Below are 19,573 nucleotides of genomic sequence, written 5' to 3' on the forward strand. Positions count from 1 at the left end.
ATTTCTATAGTCCTTTATTCACCAATAGGTAATACACTAATGCCCAATCCTGATCGTTAGCATAAGGATCATAAAATTGTGCTTTTACTCCATCAATCTTGTATGGATACATATAAGCACATGAAGCTCTTCCATCCTCAAAGAAAAGACAAAGATTATTTCTCACCACATTCTCTGCATGCACTTGATAAGATGTATCACCCGTACATAATGCATAATAGTAGTATACAGCTCCGGTCACTGTACTCCAATAGTGCGGGAAAGTGTCACCGAACATTTCATGTTTACCAAACCAATGCCCGTCCCAATGGCGAATAGCGACTTCATTCAAATGATAACTGGGCTGAAACCCATTGAAAGCTTCCAATACGGGTATCTGCCGTTTCACCTCATCCAAGTATTTCTGAATACCCGTTTCTAGATAAAGCTGTGCCAAAAACTGTATAGCCGGAGCTACAATACTCTGTTCATAATTCACTTCATGTGCCGGATAATTCAGACCATTCTCTACAAATATATCTCCTGTCCTGATGAAGTTTTTCATCAAGTCTTTATATTCTTTTTCCATTCCAGCCACCTTCAGACTCTGCAATCCCAACCTGACAGGGATCCCTATCGCATAAAAACCATGACCAAACTGACGGAACATAGACTTAAGTGTTTTATAGCCATCCGTTACGAACTGCCTGTCCCCCGTCACCTTATACATCTGGAAATAAAATTCAGCTACCCACATATAATTATATCCTCGGTTCCGTTGCTTCTGATCCACACTGGAATAAGTGACATAATCATCCGTCTGTAACTTACTACGTACAAACCTAGCATATCTTAAAAGCGACTCTTTTAATGTAGAATCTTTAGTCAGCAAATATTGTTTAGCCAGCAATACTCCCATCCCCAAGCGCTCCGCACCTTCATCACGATCTACAGGATTACAGTTCGGTGTATCATTCAGATAAATGCTGTCCCCTTCATTATCGTAAACCATGTAAGCACCGTCACGTAAGTCAGCAGGATTATTCAATTGTTGATTCGTGCGTATAAAGTTAACCCGCTTTTGTATCAGTTCATCCACAGAGTTAATTACCAGACAGTCAGCGTGCGTTTGTCTATTTCCATTGTAATAGAAATCAAAACGGACTTCGCCAGCTTGTTCTATAGGTGTTTCTATTATATAGATATTTCCTTTTCGCTTTACTTCCACCGGTACCCCGTTTATCATAGCTCTGCATGTCTTCAACGATTTCAAGCTACGAAGTTCTACATGGGCAACCTCTCCTTTTTGATACACATATTTATCACATGATACAAGTACACTCCCCCGTTCTAGAAGTTTATTGCAAAAATCATCATTACCCCCATGGGCAAAGATATGCCATTCCAAAGAATAGCTTTCTCCAGGTTTTAGTTGCATATCGGGCATATTTAATGCAAAGATCCCTCTGGTATGTGAGTTTGCTTTCTTACGTCCACGTTCCCATATTTCATAGCTCTTTACAGCACCTTCCGTCACTATCAATCCTAAATGAGGTGCATAAGCTCCCATACGAATGGCATTGACATAAGCGGCATTTTCACCTTCCCATATCTGAACATTGGCACGGGAGTTCATACATTCCTGTGCACTGGGATAATTGTCATTGAAAGGAGTATAAATACCCATATCATAAAGGGATACAGCTTCTTCACCTATATTAGTGAAAGTATACCTTTCCACTAAATCATCCTCTTCCAACCTTCGCTTAATCTGAATGCGGATATCACTCTCACGGTACATTACTTCCATACCGTCCGCACTGATTTCAGCCGGATTCTTCCACTCTTTCTTAATACTTTCCCGTCCTTTAGTTACAGTGAAATATCCCAGACCCCAGCCATAATTTTCTTTCACCCAAGCATATTGAGTGCCGTCAACTCTCACCAGCCAGTTCATACCACGCGCGTCTCGCTGTATCTTCAATTCACTAAGAGCTCCGGTCGACGAATTGACTTTCAACTTAATAGGACTATTTCCGGCAGATAAAAGACCGGCTACCATCAACAGACTAAAAGCAGCTCCAAGTTTCTTTAATAACCCATTTCTCATATTAACGATTCTTGATTCAAATTAAAAATGAATTGTAGTTTAAATGAAAGGTCATTTGCTCTAACAGTAAATGCCCCTCTCAATTACCTATGAATTTTATTGTTCAGCAGCCATATCTGCACTCACAGGCCAATAAGGATTCTGATAAATAGGAGAACTCTCAACTGTCACCCCATCGGAAGATGTAATGAGAAATTGCTTTGCCATGATTGGTTCCAGATAATGAGCCATCTTCCACTTGTAACCCTCATAACACTTCTGAGTGCTGGTTCTGCGATAAGGACGAAGATATTCACTATCCGATTTCTGCGATACGGTTGCATTTGCCGAACCATCTGCTACCAACCCTTGATACCATTGTTCCATCGGTGTATTCCAAAGATGCATTCCTTCAGGAATATAGGGAGTTGAAATCATCTGATCCATGGCTCTCCAACGACATATATCCATATAACGCAAACCTTCAGAGAGAAATTCCGAACGACGTTCGCGACGAATATTATATAATGTCTTATCCGTCAAAATCTTTCCAGCAGAATAAGCCCCCCAATCATTTTCCGCTTCCTTCGCCATATCAGTGGCAGCAATTGTAACATCAATATCTTCATTTACATGGGCACGGCGACGGATAATCTGCCAATATTCGCGTGCAGTTCCATCCAACGTCCCATTCTTCTCATAACTGGCTTCCATATAGTTCAGCAATGCTTCTACCGAACGATAAAGTACTACTCCAACAAAGCCGGCCCACACATCCTGATAGTGTTTCACATCAAAAGAACCACCTTTTCTCAAAAGATAACCAGTGGTGGCGCGCGTCTGATTGGCACCGTCTGTAATACCCGGATAAGGCTGCGTACGATAAAAAGTACTGAGCGGGCTTGTTCCATCTATAAGAATATTCTTTTGTCCGGGTTCTTTCAAAAAGACAGATAGGCGTGAATCCCTGTTGGTACGGACATCTGCAATTGTTTTATCTCCTATATAATTTCCGTTACCATCCGAATAAGAGCCATTCTTATAAACAGGAGTACCATCCGCCATCAGGAAATTTTGTACACAAGCACGAGTTACCCCCAAAGCCCAGTTGCCCTGATTGGCACCGACACATACTCCGTGCGTAGACACACCATACGTATACTGTTTCCAAAGCAGAACTTCAGGATAGGACGAGAGATCATCTGTTGCATACATATCATAAAATGGATTAGCGGGGTCTCCAGAGTTCTGTTGTAATACACCTGTATTCGCAGTCAACGAGTTCTTATATTTTTCAGCCACTTCCTTTGAAGCTGAAATAGCCTCATCAAGAAAATAATTAATTTCACTGTCAATGCTTCCGCCCGGATACTGGTAATTGGCATTATAATCTTTCAACTTGCCAGGCCATCCTTCACCATTGGGAACAAATGCAGTACCCTTAAAATATTTTAGCCAAGTACCTTCATAAAGAGCAACACGTGATTTTAGCAATAAAGCCAGGTCACGATTAATGCGGGTAGTTGTCATGTTTTTCCCTTCCATCAATGTAGCCGCCTTATCCAAATCAGACAAGATAAAACGAGCAACTTCATTACGAGGCATACGCTTGCTGGCTTCACTCAGCACAACCTCATCATCCGGCAAAGGTTCGGTAATAATAGGAAAATCACCAAAATACTGATAGCGTTTAAAGTATTCAAGTGCACGCAAGGTATACATTTCACCTATATAATGTCTGATACTGGCTAAATCACCGGATATCGTATTCTGTGAACCACTCAAATCATCTCCAAACCGAGGCAACACTTCTGAAAAGAAAAAATTCAATCTATATATAGTTTCAAACGACCAGTTTCCTCCCGAATAGGGCACCTTCCATTGTCCTTCAAAGAAACGATCAGGAGCGGTTTCGGGTATCTGATTATCAGTATATTGGTCATCAGTACCATAATATCCGTAATTGCTACCGGGAAGAATACGCGGATAGCTCTCATCCGCATAAGCCTGCAATTGAGAGACTTCCGTAAAATATCTTTCAGGATTTACAGAAGCTTTTGGTTCACTATCTAGAAAATCTTCACAAGATGTAAGACCGAAAATGAATGTTGTAGCTAATACTATTCTATATAATGTTTTCATTTTATTAATCTATTAAAAAGTTAAACTCAAACCGAATGACCATGTACTTGAAAGCGGATAAACATTACCACCAATACCTCCGACACATGTTTCGGGATCAAATACATCAAACAAAGATGTAAAAGTCAATAAATTCTCACCCGATACATATAGGCGGCATTTTGAAATACCGGCTTTCTGGGTCCAAGTTGTAGGTAAGGTATAACCTAATTGCAAATTCTTCAAGCGCATGTAAGCTGCATTCTGCATGTAGCGACTCTGTATACGTTGATTTTTAGCTCCATCCGCATAGTTAAGAAGAGGACGGGGAAAATATGAATTAACATTGGCAGAAAGTTCATTTCCTTCTAGTCCTATGGCTTCCGCACGAAAATAATCATTATGCTGTACAAAGCCACGTGTATGCCATTCGTTCTGGCTTCCTTTGACTCCCCAGAAATAACCGCCAGCTTCATCATTTTTGGTAGTAGCATCACCCCCCGGCCAAAAATCATGTTTCAACACACCTTGCAAGAAACAACGAAAATCAAAACCTTTCCAACTGGCTGTGAGGTCAATACCAAAGAAATAGTGAGGATTAGCATCACCAAGTAATTTCAAGTCGCCATGATCGTCCAAAGTATTGGAGCCTGTAGATATTTTCCCATCACCATTCAAGTCTCTATACATAATGTCACCAGCTCCCCATTGCGAACCGATTGCACTTTGTCCACCTTTAGGTAATGATGCAAGATGAGCATCCATTTCCTCCTGCGTCTTAGCTATGCCGACTGTTTCGAAACCCCAGATTTCATTCAACTTCCGCCCTGTTATATAGGCCGACTTATTAATTTGTTTCTGAGAATCATAAGTAGTCAAAGAATTGGTCTTATTACTCGGATAACTATCTATATAAGTCTGCTGGTCAGACAATGACACACTGATGCCATAATTAAATCCATTCTTCAAGCGATCTCTCCACGCCAATGAAACTTCCCATCCTTTTGTTTTCAAATCACAATTGTTGGTTTGAGGTGGATTGACACCCAAAGTCAGAGGCAATTCCGGAGCATCTCCTACCATATCTTTTGTATAACGGATAAAATAGTCGAATGAACCTGTCAACCGATTATTGAAGAAGCCATAGTCTAATCCGATATCCCAAGTACGCACTTTTTCCCAAGTCAGGACTGTACTAATCAAATCACCCACCTTTGCAGTGTTAGGTTTGGTTCCATTTTGCAACCAGCCTCCATCCAGTACACCTAACGTCATGGTACGGTAAGTAGGATACCATGTATTCGTATTCTGATTGCCCAACTGTCCATATGAGAAACGTAATTTCAACAAATTGGCAACATCCTGCATCGGTTGCCAGAACTTCTCCTGTGCGATGTTCCAACCCAAAGAAAAAGATGGAGACCATTGCCAACGATTACCACGACGAAAACGGGAAGTACCATCATAACGGATATTGGCTTCCACCAGGTAACGACCTTCATAATCATAGTTTAAACGTCCGAAAAAACCGGCGGTTGCCCATCTGTTACTATATCCATGCACTGTAGCATCTTTAGCTAAACCGCTATTCAACTGTCCGTTCGTTAAATCAAATTCCGGCATATCTGACATTATCAATCCATTCTTGAAAACATTCAAGTCACTTTGATCCATCTCTTCCGCCTGAAATCCGGCCATAATCTTTAGATTATGCGCCTCATCGAACGTATGTGCATATTCACTATAAATATTCAAATTCAGATAGTTTTCCTTTTTATCTTCCTGGTACAACCCCGAATCCTTTTCGCGATAAAGTTCTGTTCCAGTGGGTCCTAACTGATATGAAGGCAATGTAGTTTCTTTCACCTTCTGGTTCATAATACTATAATTGAATTCTACATTGGTAATCCAATTCTTTACAGGTTCAAAGATAAGGGCTGCCTGATAATAATGGCGATCAGTTTGTACATCACGTTGTCCGCCCTGCTCCAATTCTACGGCATTATAGCCAAAAATATTACCATTGGGATCGTACATCGGAATATTAGGCCAGTTCTGCCGACCGAACATCCGGTAAAAGGTATCATTGAACTTACGCGGACGCCATACATCATTGCGTGTAAAACGGGTTGTGAAGTTAAACTTCAACCAATCAGTCAGTTCGCTGGTGAATTTACCTGTGATATTATAGCGTTTCATGCCGTCCTCACCGATATTCAATAAACCACCCTGATCCAGATAATTGAAAGAACCATAATAAGTCATCTTCTCACTACCACCCGATACACTCACATTATGTTCTTGGGAGAACACCGTGCTTTTATAAAGCTCATCATAAATATCCGTATTGCCATAAGCATACTGCCACACATCATCCCAAGCATCCGGATTGCTGGGACTGGGGTCCATACCGCCAGTCAGTTTACCAGACTGATAATCGAGCATCTTCTGCATGGTCTCGTCTGAAAACCTGGCTGCTTTGCCACTGTTCCTGAGAGATTCATTCATAAATACGGCAAAAGTATATGAGTCCATAGACTCCGGCAAACCTATGGGACTAGCTATACGAAAACTATTATTATAATTGATGGTAGCCTTGCCTGCTTTACCCTTCTTCGTCGTAACGAGAATTACACCGAACGGTGCACGCGAACCGTAAATAGAAGAAGCCGCCGCATCTTTCAGTACTGAGATATTCTCAATATCCTGAGGATTCACCGTATTGATATCACCCTCCATACCATCAATCAATATCAATGGAGAACCACTTGAAGAACCGATGGTTCCCGTACCGCGTACAGAAATACTCATATTCTGATCCAAGGCTCCGGAATTTGCCGTAATTTTCAGCCCCGGAACCAAGCCTTGCAAAGCCTGTGTTGCCGACGATACCGGACGGGATTCCAACTCTTTTGCTGTAGCAATACCCACCGAACCGGTTAGGTTCACCTTCTTCTGAGTACCAAAACCTACCACCACAACTTCATCAAGCATTTCAGTATCTTCTTTCAAAGTCACATCAATAACTCTGCCTGCCACTGCCTGTACTTCCTGCGCTTTATATCCTATATAGGAAATGAGAAGCGTTGCACCGGAAGGTACTGAAAGAGAAAAGTTACCGTTAACATCAGTAATGGTACCATTGGACGTATTCCCTTTTTCTACAACACTGGCACCGATAACCGGCCCCATCGCGTCACTTACAGTTCCGGAAACTTTGATTTGTTGTTGAACCGTTTGCACACTTTGTTCATTGCCCGTAGCCCTCACCGTGAGGGGTTGTCCGGCAATGAAACCAGTGCAAAGCAATAAGGCCGCAAGCGCCTTCCGATTGTTTCTAAAAGAATCTGATTTCATTGTTTTCCTTTTAAATTAGATAATAATAATAAGGTTAATAGAATCTCAAAAACTGGTCCCGTTATGGGATATGCAAAGATATCGAAGTAATAAAGAAAGCATAGGGGATAAATTCACTTTCGAGAAAGGACAAATTCGTCATGACTGTTTTCTCCCACTCTTTGACCAATCTCTCCGGGGAGCTTTACTGAACCGATATGATTTATCTTACATTACTCCAAATGATAACTTGGTTCACCCCACACGGTAACTCCATTTACATGCCAAGGTAAAGGTCGTTACATACCGAGGTAAAGACCGTTACAATAAGGGGTAAAGGTCGTTACATACGGCGGTAAATGCTTTTACATTATGGCGTAAATAGAATGTAAATGTGATTCATTGATTATCAACAAACTAACTAAAAGTATCAGCCTACTTTAATCTATTTCTGCACAACAAGCCAACGAGATGAGAAAAAGGACAAGAGTGCTTATTACAGCAATACAAAGGCAAGGCAAATTCGTCAAATCACAAAGGCAAATCGGGCAAAACCAAAGCAACAAGTACATCAAATACAGATTTATCGTATATTTGTTGCAAAGACAACCCTAAAACAGGAACAATCATGCGAAGCTACAAACTTCTTCTATTCTTACTGTGCCGGCTGCTATTCTGTATCGATGGCATGGCACAACCTTATACCTTGCGACATCTGGGCGTAGAAGACGGATTGTCGAACAATTATGTCCGCGACATTGCACAAGATAAACAAGGTTGCATCTGGGTGGCAACAGAACTTGGACTGAACCGGTTTGACGGATGCAACTTCACCACCTATAAAAGTAATAACTCACAATTAATCAATGATGCATTAAACGTACTGTTATATGACGAAGTAGAAAACATAATATGGATAGGTGGAAAATTCGACGGTATAAGCGCATTGGACTGTTCCACTTATCAATTCTACTCTTACACATCCAGAGATGAGGTAAGGGCGGATAATATTGTGCACTTGTCTCATGCCTCCGATGGGGGAATCTGGCTGACTCCACATTACGGGAACATTGTTCATTACGATAAACATAGCCGCACATTCACATCGCTCACTGATATGGGTATAGAGAACCTGAATAAATCCAACTGGTGTTGTTTCGACGATGGAGAAGGGCATCTTTATATCGGACACGCTCAAAGCGGAATGAGTATTATAAACCTGAAAAACAAAACAGTACGTAAACTCAGTCATACAAACAATAATCCGCAAAGTTTGCCCGGAAACAGTATTTATTCCATTTATAAAGATCATTTGCAAAACATTTGGGTAGGAACCAACAGGGGATTGGGTTTATTTAACCCGAAAACAGAAGAGTTTACCGTATTCAGGCATGAATCCGATAACCCTCATTCTCTGATTGCCGACCATATTTACGATATCAAAGAAATGAATGACGGCACGCTATGGATTGCCAGTGATATCGGCGGAATCAGTATACTCGATTTACACAGTATAACTTTTAAGAGTCCTGAAAAGGTGCAGTTCTATAATATCACCGCCGACAATAGCAAGCACGGGGTTACATCAGGAAATATACGCACCTTGTTACAGGATTCTTTCGGAAATATCTGGATAGGTAATTACAGTAGCGGTGTAGATTTTATCAGCCACAGCCAACCGGAATTCCACATATTGCCCTATATGACCGAAAAAGGGAATATCACCAAGCACAAGCCTGTATGGGGAATCTGCAAGGATGAGAACAATCAAATCTGGCTGGGCGGTGAGAATGAAATAACATTATTCAAAGACAATAAACTCCTGAAAAGTATAGATATAACCAAACAACTTTCAAGACCATACGGACAAGTATTTTCCATCATCAGTACCCAGCAAGACGCATTATTACTCGGAATATACGACGACGGTCTTCTAAAATTCAATATCCGTAACGAACGTATCGAACGTATTCCATTGGATATGGCGGATGTAGATATCATCACCTTTTTCAAAGAAAATGATGAAAAAATATGGATAGGTGCCGAATATGGAATATACAGCTACAGCAACGATACTCTCCGCAAAGAAGACGAAATCAACCGGTTATTGCCAGACCGATCAGTATATGGCATTCTCCGCGACAAGCAAGGTAAGTTGTGGATAGGTACTTATGGCGGAGGAATAGCTGTCCTTGACAAAGAAAACAAGCTGGTAGCCAAACTGAATAAAGGCACTCGCTTCTGCTCTAATGCCATCAATAGCCTTTACATGGATTCTCAGGGGGGCGTATGGGCTGCCACACGCAACGGAATAGGATACATTAAAGATACAGCCCGTCCGGAAGAGTTTGAAGCATACGGTTATGAGCAAGGACTTGAAGACACCTTCGTACGTGCCATTCAGGAAGATGCATCCGGAAATATCTGGCTCAGTACCAACGATGGAATATCCTTTTGGAACAAGCAAAAGAAGAAATTCGACAGTTATGACTATCGTGACGGCATACCTATGGGAAACTTTATTGAAGGTTCGGCCTGCCGGGCAGAAGATGGCACACTCTATTTCGGCTCGCTAAACGGTGTCTGCTATTTCAATCCGGAAAATCTGATCGCAGAACGCCAAGTGGCTCCTGTACAGATTATCGAATGCAAAAGTCTGAACAACCAGATAGAAAGTCGTAATGAAGGAACTATCATTCCGACCTCTGAAGGAAGCATCAACCTGCCCTATAACCGGAATTCTTTCCGCATCTCATTCACCGTACCGGACTATTCGCAAAGCGGACAGGTGGAATATGCATATATGATTGACGGACTGGAAAATACATGGACCAATACTTTAGGAGAAAACATGATTACTTTCCGCAATATTTCCCCGGGAGAATATACATTCAAAGTAAAAGCAAGGTTAAGAAATCAGGAGTGGGACGATAGTCATATAGCCACATTACAAGTACACATCTATCCACCTCTATGGCTGACGTGGTATGCGAAAGTCTTGTATATTCTGCTGGTATTATTGTGTGTGTATATCTGGTTCCGTTTTTACAAACGTAAACTCATGCTGGAAAACTCCCTTGAACTGGAAAAAAAGAAAAGCCAAAACGAACAGGAACTTAACAACGAACGTCTGCGCTTCTACACCAACATCACACACGAACTGCGCACACCATTAACGTTGATACTCGGTCCACTGGAAGATTTAGTCAATGATTCTAACGTACCTGCTTTTTATAGTAATAAAATCAAGATGATTCACAGCAGTGCTATCCGGTTATTGAACCTTATCAACCAAATACTGGAATTCCGCAAGACGGAAACACAAAACCGAAAACTAACAGTAACCAAAGGAGATTTAAGTAGTCTGATTACAGAAATAGGGTTGCGTTACAAAGAATTGAACCGGAATGATAAAGTAAAATTCCACATCCGTGTTCAGCCCTCAAAGACTAAACTTTATTTTGATACTGATATCATCTCTACCATACTGGATAATTTGTTATCAAATGCCATAAAATACACCCCGGAAGGAGAAATCAACCTGATTATGCATCCGATAAATCAGGAAGGCAAACAATATACAGAAATAGTGGTCAGCGATACCGGATACGGAATAGATGCTGACGCACTGCCGCATATCTTCGACCGTTATTATCAGGCGAAAGGAAAACATCAGGCGTCAGGCACAGGCATCGGCCTTGCATTAGTCAAATCACTGGCCGACCTACACGAAGGCAGTCTGCATGTAGAAAGTGGAACGGGTAAAGGAACGACTTTCACTTTCCGGATTCTCACCGAAAATACTTATCCCGATGCCTTGCATAAAGAAGAAAAAACGGAAAGTATTCCAGAAAAAACGGAAAGCTTAAAAGAGGAAGACAATGATACTTGTCCGGTAATACTGGTTGTAGAAGATAATGATGATATTCGCGAATACATCGCTACTTCTTTCAGCAACAACTACCACATTCTGACTGCAACTAACGGAAAAGAAGGAGTAGAACAAGCACTGAAATATATCCCTGACATCATTATCAGCGACATTATGATGCCTGTAATGGATGGTATTGAATTATGTAAACTGATAAAAGAAGATGTTCGCACCAGCCATATCCCCGTCATTCTATTGACGGCCAAAGACTCCATTCAGGATAAGGAAGAGGGCTACGAAAGCGGTGCCGACTCATATCTTACGAAACCATTCAGCGCCAAGTTGCTGCACAGCCGTGTTCACAATTTGTTGGAATCACGAAAGAAGTTAGCCCTGCTGATAACCAACCGCACCAAAGAATTGAAACCGGAACAAGTTCAGGAAACAATGCAACTAAGCCGGTTGGACGAAGAATTCCTGAACAGGTTTACTGCAATAGTAGAAGAAAATATCGACACACCCCAATTGGACATGCCTTTCATGATAGGCAAGATGAACATGAGTCACTCCACCCTTTACCGAAAGATAAAGGGGCTAACAGGCATATCCGGCAATGAATTCATCCGGAAGATTAGACTGAAAAACAGCTTGCGCTTATTGATGGAAAAAGGACTCAATGTTTCGGAAGCGGCTTATGCAAGCGGCTTCAATGACTTGGGATATTTCCGGAATTGCTTCAAGGAGGAATATGGGATGGCACCGTCAGAGTACATAAAACAGAAAAAATAAAATGCAATCTCTGCCAAAACCATATTCATTAATACCTGATTAAATGGCTTCCTTGCTGCTATTTTTATCCTTTATTCTTCCGTCGCAAACAAGCCAAGCAATTCGTTTTGTTTTAGAGGCTTTGCAATAAACAGATTGCATCCCGCCTCCAAAGCACAAACCCTGTCTGACTCAAAGGCATTTGCTGTAAGCGCAATAATCATGATTTCTTTATTAAATTCCCTAATTTTCCGAACCGCTTCCAAACCACCCATTATAGGCATCTTCATATCCATAAGCACAAAATCATAATGCTCATTACGAACTTCTTGAACAGCCTCCACACCATTCAGCACACGCGTGATGTTGTAATCTTTAAGAATATGCTGCACTAATGAGTAATTACCGTCATTATCTTCGGCAATCAGAATTTTCAAGTCTTTTCTGTTTGCTATCCTTACAGGCATTTCCTGTTTTTCGGGCAGCACAACGACCGGAGTTTCTTTTCCCAGTAAATCTACATCACATGGTATCCATGCCCAGAAGGTAGAACCTACACCAGGAGTAGAAGTAAAGCCAACCTCACCTCCCGCACCTTCGATAATGGCACGCGAAATAGCCAGTCCGAGTCCTGTTCCTTGTGCAAATTCATTCAGTTTCTGGAAACGCCCGAACACACGGTTTTGCAGTTCCGGTGGAATACCGACTCCTGTATCTTCAACATAAATCCGGACACCTCCCCGTTCAATGGTATACCCCATCTTGATATGTCCCGACTTGGTACATTTCACCGCATTGGTAAGGAAGTTAGACCATACTTGTTTCAACCGACTTCTGTCCAGGAAGATGTTACACTCCTCTCCCGAACTATCCAAAAGAAGCTCAACATCAGTATTTGCCACTTTAGGTAAGATCATTGTATAGAGCTCACTACGCAACTTTGCCAGGTTGAATATTTCCCTCTTACGTTCAAGGATTCCCGACTCAATCTTGGACAGGTCGAGGATATCGTTAATCAGGCGCAACAACAATTCATTGTTGGACTGAATGATTTCTACATATTCTTCTTTCTCGACAGGATCGTCACAATGTGCCATAAGTTCGGAAAAGCCTACGATAGCATTCAAAGGAGTACGTATCTCATGACTCATATTAGCCAGAAAAGCAGATTTGAGCTTATCGGAAAGCTCCGCCTTTTCTTTCAGTTCCTTTAATTCCCGAGTTACTCTTTCCCATTCCGTATTGTTGAAACCAATGCCGGTATAACGGATTACTTTTCCTTTCCTGTCCCTTTCGGACTGGATGCCAGTAATCACCAAACTTTGCCACTCCTTATCCCACTTCGTCTTAGTGCGATAATTAAAACTAAAATCCTTGTCTATCCCGTTGAGCATAAGATCAATGAACTCACGTATACGATCCACATCATCGGGATGTGCATGTTCCATATAGTCTTCCGGGGTAATGGGAGTTTCAGGATTATAATCGTTCACCGGATCGTTGAAAGCTCTGAAAAGTCCGCTTGCTACATCAAAATCCCAATAGGTCATACCAACGGTTTTGAAAGTAAGCTCCATCTTGTAGTTTCTTTCCTTAATTTCTTCATTCAGTTGGTGCATCTTGGAAATGTTCTGACGAAATCCGGTATACTTTATTATATGATCTTCTTCATCCCGTTCAAAAGGCACTCCCATTACATGACAATACTGCCATGTTTCATCATATTTCGTCTTTATACGGCAAGTCAGGTCAATCATTTTGTCTTCACCCAATATCATAGATTGCGTGGCATCATTGTACGTGGAATAATCTTCGGGATGTACGAATTCTCTAAACTCTTCCAAAGTCATCAATTTGTCACCGATATAGTCATTAACAGGATCATTATATGACTCTATTTTCTGAGTTTGTACATCAAAGTCCCAATGAACGATATTACTGACTTGCATAGCCAGTTCGCGTTTGGTTATCAATTCCTGGGTCTTTTTTGCCATCAGTACTTTCTCGGTCACATCCAACTGTGTACCGATAATCAATCGTTTGCCCCGATGCTCGGAAGACATACGCATGCGGCTTTCATAAAAGCGATATTTACCCTCCTCCTCATTATAGTAACGCAGCGTTATGTGTCCATATTGTATTTCCTCGTTTATCAGTTGAGAAAACATCTGCTTTAACGGAACGCGATCCTGAGGATGTAGTATTTCCAACATTTCTTCCCACGGCAACACTTCCTTTGCAATCGGTTGCCCATATAAGGGACTGAAACTTTTCTTGCGTACGTCATATACCCATGAAGACATGTTGGCAGCATTCATAGCCATCTCCAGATTCTTCTTGTTTTCTTCTGTACGAAAATCAGCTTCCTTTAAGGCAGTCACATCATTGGAAAGCAGAATGTGACCGAGAATTTTCCCTTCATTATTACGCAAAGGAACAACTTTAGCCTCATAAATCATGGATTTTTTATTATTGCTCGTAAAGTAGGCATCATCGTTGATCCGGTCAAAATCATACTCAAACTCCAAAGAAACCTCTTCACCTGTCCGTATCTTTCTTTCAAGTTCCTCATCCATATAGGGACTCTGAAAGAGATTGACAATATTCACTACGGTTGACCGGTCATCAACGCCATACATTCGCAAAGCATGGTCGTTGATACTACGTAAGACCCCGTTTACATCATATATATCAATACTTATCGGCAAACGGGCATACAAACTCTCTGCTAATAATAGTTCTTCGTGGGAAAGGGTTTCATCTTGTTCCATCAAATTATTAGTTTTTGTCGGTACTTCAGTACTGGCAGGTTTGTCGTTTCAGCAGTCCATATATTCAAACTATACTTTTTATATAGAACTTGCACCACAAAAGTATAATTTAAAAACGATATCCTAAAATTTAAAGTAACAAAACTGAAATATAGCAAAACTTAGACAAGTAAAAAAGCAAAAAAAGCATGAAGACAGTAGATAAAAAGCAAAGAGACATGCCAAAAGCCGACATGTCTCTTCTATATAATATTCTATTATGAAGTTATTATTTCATTTTCCCCACAACTAATTTATCGCCCGATAAATCTATTTCAAACAAATGGGGGATGCGAATATATCTTCCATTCACATCTTTGTGGCTGTGAACAGACATCAACCATTTGCCGTCCAAAGTCCGGAACAGCATACCGTGACCGAAGTTGGGAGGGGTAATAGGTTCTTTCTCCTGTATCCACGGGCCATCCAACGTCCCGCTTTCGGAATAGGCAACACCCTGTGTATAGTCCTGAAACACCCAGCTTGTCCATATCATACCTAAACGTCCGGTACTAGTGCGGAACAGCCACGGGCCATCGGTCACACGGTTAGGATGAATCTCATCGCCCATCTTCTCACGGCTCCATGGTGAATCACTGGCACGAAAGAGGATTTTTCCTTTACCGACGGAACCGCTTAAATCAGATTTCAGTTCTATCTTTTCCATCGTACCGTTCCAGTTCTGTAGCCACTCGTGGCAATAGATCATATAGGGTTTATCGTCACGGTCCACCCAGAATGTGCCATCGAGGGTAGGCATGTTTTCAGGCAGATAAGTGGTGGATTCCATCGGTTTATAAGGACCGTCGGGATTATCACTGACCAGAATATGGCTGGCACGACGGGGAATTACATTGCCTTTCACCGTATCAATCTTAATAGCATTGTTCGTGAAGGTGGCGAAATAATAATATTTTCCTTTGTACTCATGCAGTTCTGCAGCCCAGATTTCAGGTTTGGGTCCCATCCATGATGTGGGGTCAGTCTCCACAACACGATAAGGTCCCTCCCAACGGGCAAGGTCTTTGCTCTTCCAGAGGAAGCCACCGGTACCCGTCATATAATAGGTGAAAGTTTTCTTATCGGCAAGGATACAAGGATCGCTTAGATGGATGGAGTCCAACGGGATACTTGTTCGGAAACGATTAGGAACCTTTTGCTGGGCGGACAGGAGGACAGAAAACAGAGCAAATGTAAATAATAATACTTCTTTTTTCATAATAGGATGTATTTATATAGTAAGGATAGATATGCAAACGACGCGGATAAAACAGACAAATGCGGATTTATTATTATTCCGCGTTTGTCCGCTTCATCCACGTCGTCCACGTACCTATAAATTATTCAATTTCTATTCCGTGCTGTACCGGAGTAAGAATGAACGTAAATTCATAGTCGCCATAAGGCAACTGATACTGTGGTAACGGCCATGCGCCCCAACTGTTCACACATCCTAAGCCCATCTGAGCCTTGTCGATGCAGAGATTTGTCAGGTTAGCTTCTTTCACTTCGGGAGAGTGGCTCTGATCTTTGTCCCAACCATCGTCCAAAGACTCGATAGTATAGTGCAGGGCTGATGCAGAGAACGGAGCATCAGCTACAATCTGCAAACCGCGTCCGGCATCGTTCAGTTGCTTCCACCAGCGAATATCGGTCTTCGTACCTGTTTCCTGCGGACGGATATAAGAATAGAATTGTTCATCTACACTTTGGCGATACAATCCCAGATCTGTGCAATGATTACGGTCACTGTAGTTCTCTACCGGACCACGACCATAGTACTCTACAGTTTCAAAAGTCTTAGGCATCTGCATCTGCATGCCGAAACGGAACATATGAGATACCTTAGCCTGCGAATCGGCAGTCATCTTCTGAGTCACCTTTACAGCACCCTTGTTATTGATTACATAAGTGAGCTCCAGTTTGGCAGAAACATTCTTCATTTCGTATTCTGCACGTACCACTGTCTGGTTGTCTACTGTCTCCCATTTGAAGGAAGTCAGCTTCAGACCCGGGTTCTTCCAGGCAGCGAATTTCTGTTGCAAACCTGCACCGAAATCATTGTCCGTAGGTGCACGCCAGAAGTTAGGTGCCAGTTCGGCATCTTCGTTCATCAATTCCGTGCCTGCTACGTTGTAGCGATTCAGGTAACCGGTATGTTTGTTGAATTCCAGCCGGAAGTTATCACCGTTGATGATCAGATAACGCCAGTCGTTTTCCTGGATTTGAGGAGCAACGGTAGGAGTATTCACTACTTCCACATTCTTCAGGTCCATGGCAGGAGCTTTGTAGGGGTTCAGTACAAGTTGGTCTTTGGCTACGGCATATCCGGCAGGGAGCAAACCTTCGCGGTTCTTCAGGCTATAAGTTACATTCAACAACCATTCTTTGCATTCGCAGGTTTTGCCGATGTTCAATTTCACTTTGGCAGTCTGCTGCGGAGCTACGTTGAGGTCTTCTACACGACCGGTACGGATTACTTTACCGTTAGCAAGCAATTGCCAATCCAGGTAGTAAGCGGAAAGGTCACGGAAGAAGTTTTCGTTGTACACGTTCACTTCGCCGTTCTTCAGGTCAGCGGGAGTTGTCCAGATGTTCTGATAATAGTAACCCACTTCGTACATGTGCGGATTGGGAACACGATCAGGGCTGATCAGACCATTATCACAGAAGTTCTTGTCGGAACCGTCGTAACGGTTGAAGTCGCCGCCATAAGCGTAGATAGTCACACCGTCTTTACCTTTCCAACGAACGGACTGGTCTACGAAGTCCCAGATGAAACCGCCTTGCAGGTTGGGGTATTTACGAATCAGATCCCAATATTCTTTGAAACCACCCTGTGAGTTACCCATAGCATGGGCATATTCACACTGGATAAGAGGCTTCTTGGCATCTGTACGCTGGCCATATCTTTCCATGTGCTTGTAATCGGCATACATGGGGCAGTCAATGTCGGTAAACTCGTTTCCATGTGCCTGTTCGTATTGTACGGCACGACTGGAATCTTCGTTCTTGATCCAACGGTAACAGGCTTCAAAGTTAGGTCCGAAGCCGGCTTCGTTACCCAATGACCAGAAAATAATGCTGGGATGGTTGAAGCCGCGTTGCACGTTGCGCTGGTTACGTTCCATGTGAGCCTTGGCATAGTCGGTGCGTTTAGCCAGTGTCTTTTCACGATAACCCATACCGTGTGATTCGATATTAGCCTCAGCCACTACATACAAACCGTATTGATCGCAAAGGTCGTACCACAGGTTATCATCAGGATAGTGACAGGTACGCACAGCGTTGATATTGAATTTCTTCATGACCTGGATATCCTGGATCATGCGTTCGGGAGATACGACATAACCACCATCCGGATCTATTTCATGACGGTCGGCACCTTTGAAGAGAACGGCCTGGCCGTTTACTAATATCTGGTTACCTTTCAATTCGATCTTACGGAAGCCTACCTTTACGGGGATTACTTCGTTGCTGCCTTGCAAAGTGGCACGCAGTGTATAGAGGTAAGGAGTTTCGGCTGTCCATTTATGCGGATTTTCCACATTCATCAGAATGGTACCGCTACCTTTGGCTGTTTCCGTAGCTACTGCCTTGCCGGCAGCATCGAGTAATTCCAGATTTACGTTACCGCCGCCTTTCAGGTCAAGTGTCACACGCAGAGAACCATTTTTGTATGCCTCGTCCAGATCCGGAGTGATACGGATGTCCTGGATGCGTTTCTTGTTGCGGGCATAGAGGTAGCAATCACGTCCCACACCACTGTAACGGAAGAAGTCCTGGTCTTCCAGGTAGGTTCCATCACACCAACGGAATACTTGGAAAGCGATGAGATTCGTCTGTCCGGGCTTTAAATAAGGAGTCAGGTCGAATTCGGCTTCAAGCTTGCTGTCTTCGCTATAACCTACATAACGGCCATTCACCCAGAGATACATGTTGGAGGTTACAGAACCGAAATGAGCGATAATGTCTTTCCCTTTCCAGTCGGCGGGAACAATGATTTCACGACGGTAAGAACCTACATGATTGTTCTCTGTAGGAACTTCAGGAGGGTTGTTCTGGAACTGATTACGCCAGGCATAACCGGTGTTTACGTAAATAGGATCGCCGTAACCGTTCAATTCCCATACAGCGGGAACTTGCAGATTATTCCAGCCTTTGTCATTAAAACCTACTTTCCAGAAGTCGGTAGGACGCTGGTCGGCATTGCGTACCCAGGAGAATTTCCAGGTACCGTTCAAAGTCATGTAATTAGTAGATTGGGCTTTCTTGCCTTGCATGGCGGCATCTGCCGATTCATAGGCAAAGTAATTAGTGTGCATGGGAGCACGGTTCACGGCATTGATTTCCGGATCAAGCCACTCTTTAAAGGACTGTGCATTTGCAGTCAGAGCCAGGGCTGCAAAGAGTCCGGTAATAAGATGTTTCTTCATGGATATAAAATTAGTATGTTTGTAGCGGTACGAAGAATATTTTCTGCATACCGCTACAAAGATAGGGTGAATGAACTTTTTTTAGGGTGAATAATAGTTCAAAAAAGGGGGAATAGAGTTCAATCAGCTACGAGTTACGAGCTACAAGCTACAAGTGCCATGC

Annotated in this window: 7 protein-coding genes; 1 reads left to right on the top strand and 6 read right to left on the bottom strand. The window is 42.4% G+C overall.

Features of this window, described 5'->3' with window-relative positions; all coding sequences use genetic code 11:
- Nucleotides 1-4: 4 nt before the first annotated feature.
- From QZ135_RS05870 to QZ135_RS05880, 3 genes are all read right to left on the bottom strand, one after another.
- Nucleotides 5-2,041, bottom strand: coding sequence for a six-hairpin glycosidase (locus QZ135_RS05870; protein ID WP_294606790.1), 2,037 nt, complete (start codon nucleotides 2,039-2,041; stop codon nucleotides 5-7).
- A 144-nt stretch (nucleotides 2,042-2,185) separates the two neighbouring features.
- Nucleotides 2,186-4,210, bottom strand: a complete 2,025-nt coding sequence (locus tag QZ135_RS05875; protein ID WP_294606727.1) for a RagB/SusD family nutrient uptake outer membrane protein — start codon at nucleotides 4,208-4,210, stop codon at nucleotides 2,186-2,188.
- A gap of 12 nt (nucleotides 4,211-4,222) precedes the next feature.
- Nucleotides 4,223-7,546 carry a TonB-dependent receptor gene (locus tag QZ135_RS05880; RefSeq protein ID WP_294606729.1) on the bottom strand — a complete coding sequence of 1,108 codons (3,324 nt, stop codon included), beginning with the start codon at nucleotides 7,544-7,546 and terminating at the stop codon, nucleotides 4,223-4,225.
- A gap of 607 nt (nucleotides 7,547-8,153) precedes the next feature.
- Between QZ135_RS05880 and QZ135_RS05885 the strand changes: the two genes are divergently transcribed.
- On the top strand, nucleotides 8,154-12,185 hold the full coding sequence (locus QZ135_RS05885) for a two-component regulator propeller domain-containing protein (protein WP_294606731.1): 4,032 nt from the start codon (nucleotides 8,154-8,156) through the stop codon (nucleotides 12,183-12,185).
- 71 nt (nucleotides 12,186-12,256) lie between these two features.
- Here the strand turns inward: QZ135_RS05885 and QZ135_RS05890 are convergent, their stop codons facing one another.
- The 3 genes from QZ135_RS05890 to QZ135_RS05900 all read right to left on the bottom strand — a co-directional run bounded on the left by QZ135_RS05890 (nucleotide 12,257) and on the right by QZ135_RS05900 (nucleotide 19,410).
- Nucleotides 12,257-14,935, bottom strand: coding sequence for an ATP-binding protein (locus QZ135_RS05890; RefSeq protein ID WP_294606733.1), 2,679 nt, complete (start codon nucleotides 14,933-14,935; stop codon nucleotides 12,257-12,259).
- Between the two features lie 268 nt (nucleotides 14,936-15,203).
- A complete protein-coding gene (locus tag QZ135_RS05895; protein ID WP_294606735.1) occupies nucleotides 15,204-16,193 on the bottom strand; it encodes a glycoside hydrolase family 43 protein in 990 nt (329 codons plus the stop codon).
- 121 nt (nucleotides 16,194-16,314) lie between these two features.
- A complete protein-coding gene (locus QZ135_RS05900; protein WP_294606738.1) occupies nucleotides 16,315-19,410 on the bottom strand; it encodes a glycoside hydrolase family 2 TIM barrel-domain containing protein in 3,096 nt (1,031 codons plus the stop codon).
- Nucleotides 19,411-19,573: the final 163 nt, after the last annotated feature.

Origin of the sequence: uncultured Bacteroides sp., from assembly GCF_905207245.1 — a bacterium.
Taxonomy (GTDB): domain Bacteria; phylum Bacteroidota; class Bacteroidia; order Bacteroidales; family Bacteroidaceae; genus Bacteroides.

Excerpts from the sequence above, each read along its gene's own strand:
- QZ135_RS05890 (WP_294606733.1), bottom strand. The coding sequence starts at position 14,935 with ATGGAACAAGATGAAACCCTTTCCCACGAAGAACTATTATTAGCAGAG.
- QZ135_RS05885 (WP_294606731.1), top strand. The coding sequence starts at position 8,154 with ATGCGAAGCTACAAACTTCTTCTATTCTTACTGTGCCGGCTGCTATTC.
- QZ135_RS05900 (WP_294606738.1), bottom strand. The coding sequence starts at position 19,410 with ATGAAGAAACATCTTATTACCGGACTCTTTGCAGCCCTGGCTCTGACT.
- QZ135_RS05870 (WP_294606790.1), bottom strand. The coding sequence starts at position 2,041 with ATGGTAGCCGGTCTTTTATCTGCCGGAAATAGTCCTATTAAGTTGAAA.
- QZ135_RS05880 (WP_294606729.1), bottom strand. The coding sequence starts at position 7,546 with ATGAAATCAGATTCTTTTAGAAACAATCGGAAGGCGCTTGCGGCCTTA.
- QZ135_RS05875 (WP_294606727.1), bottom strand. The coding sequence starts at position 4,210 with ATGAAAACATTATATAGAATAGTATTAGCTACAACATTCATTTTCGGT.
- QZ135_RS05895 (WP_294606735.1), bottom strand. The coding sequence starts at position 16,193 with ATGAAAAAAGAAGTATTATTATTTACATTTGCTCTGTTTTCTGTCCTC.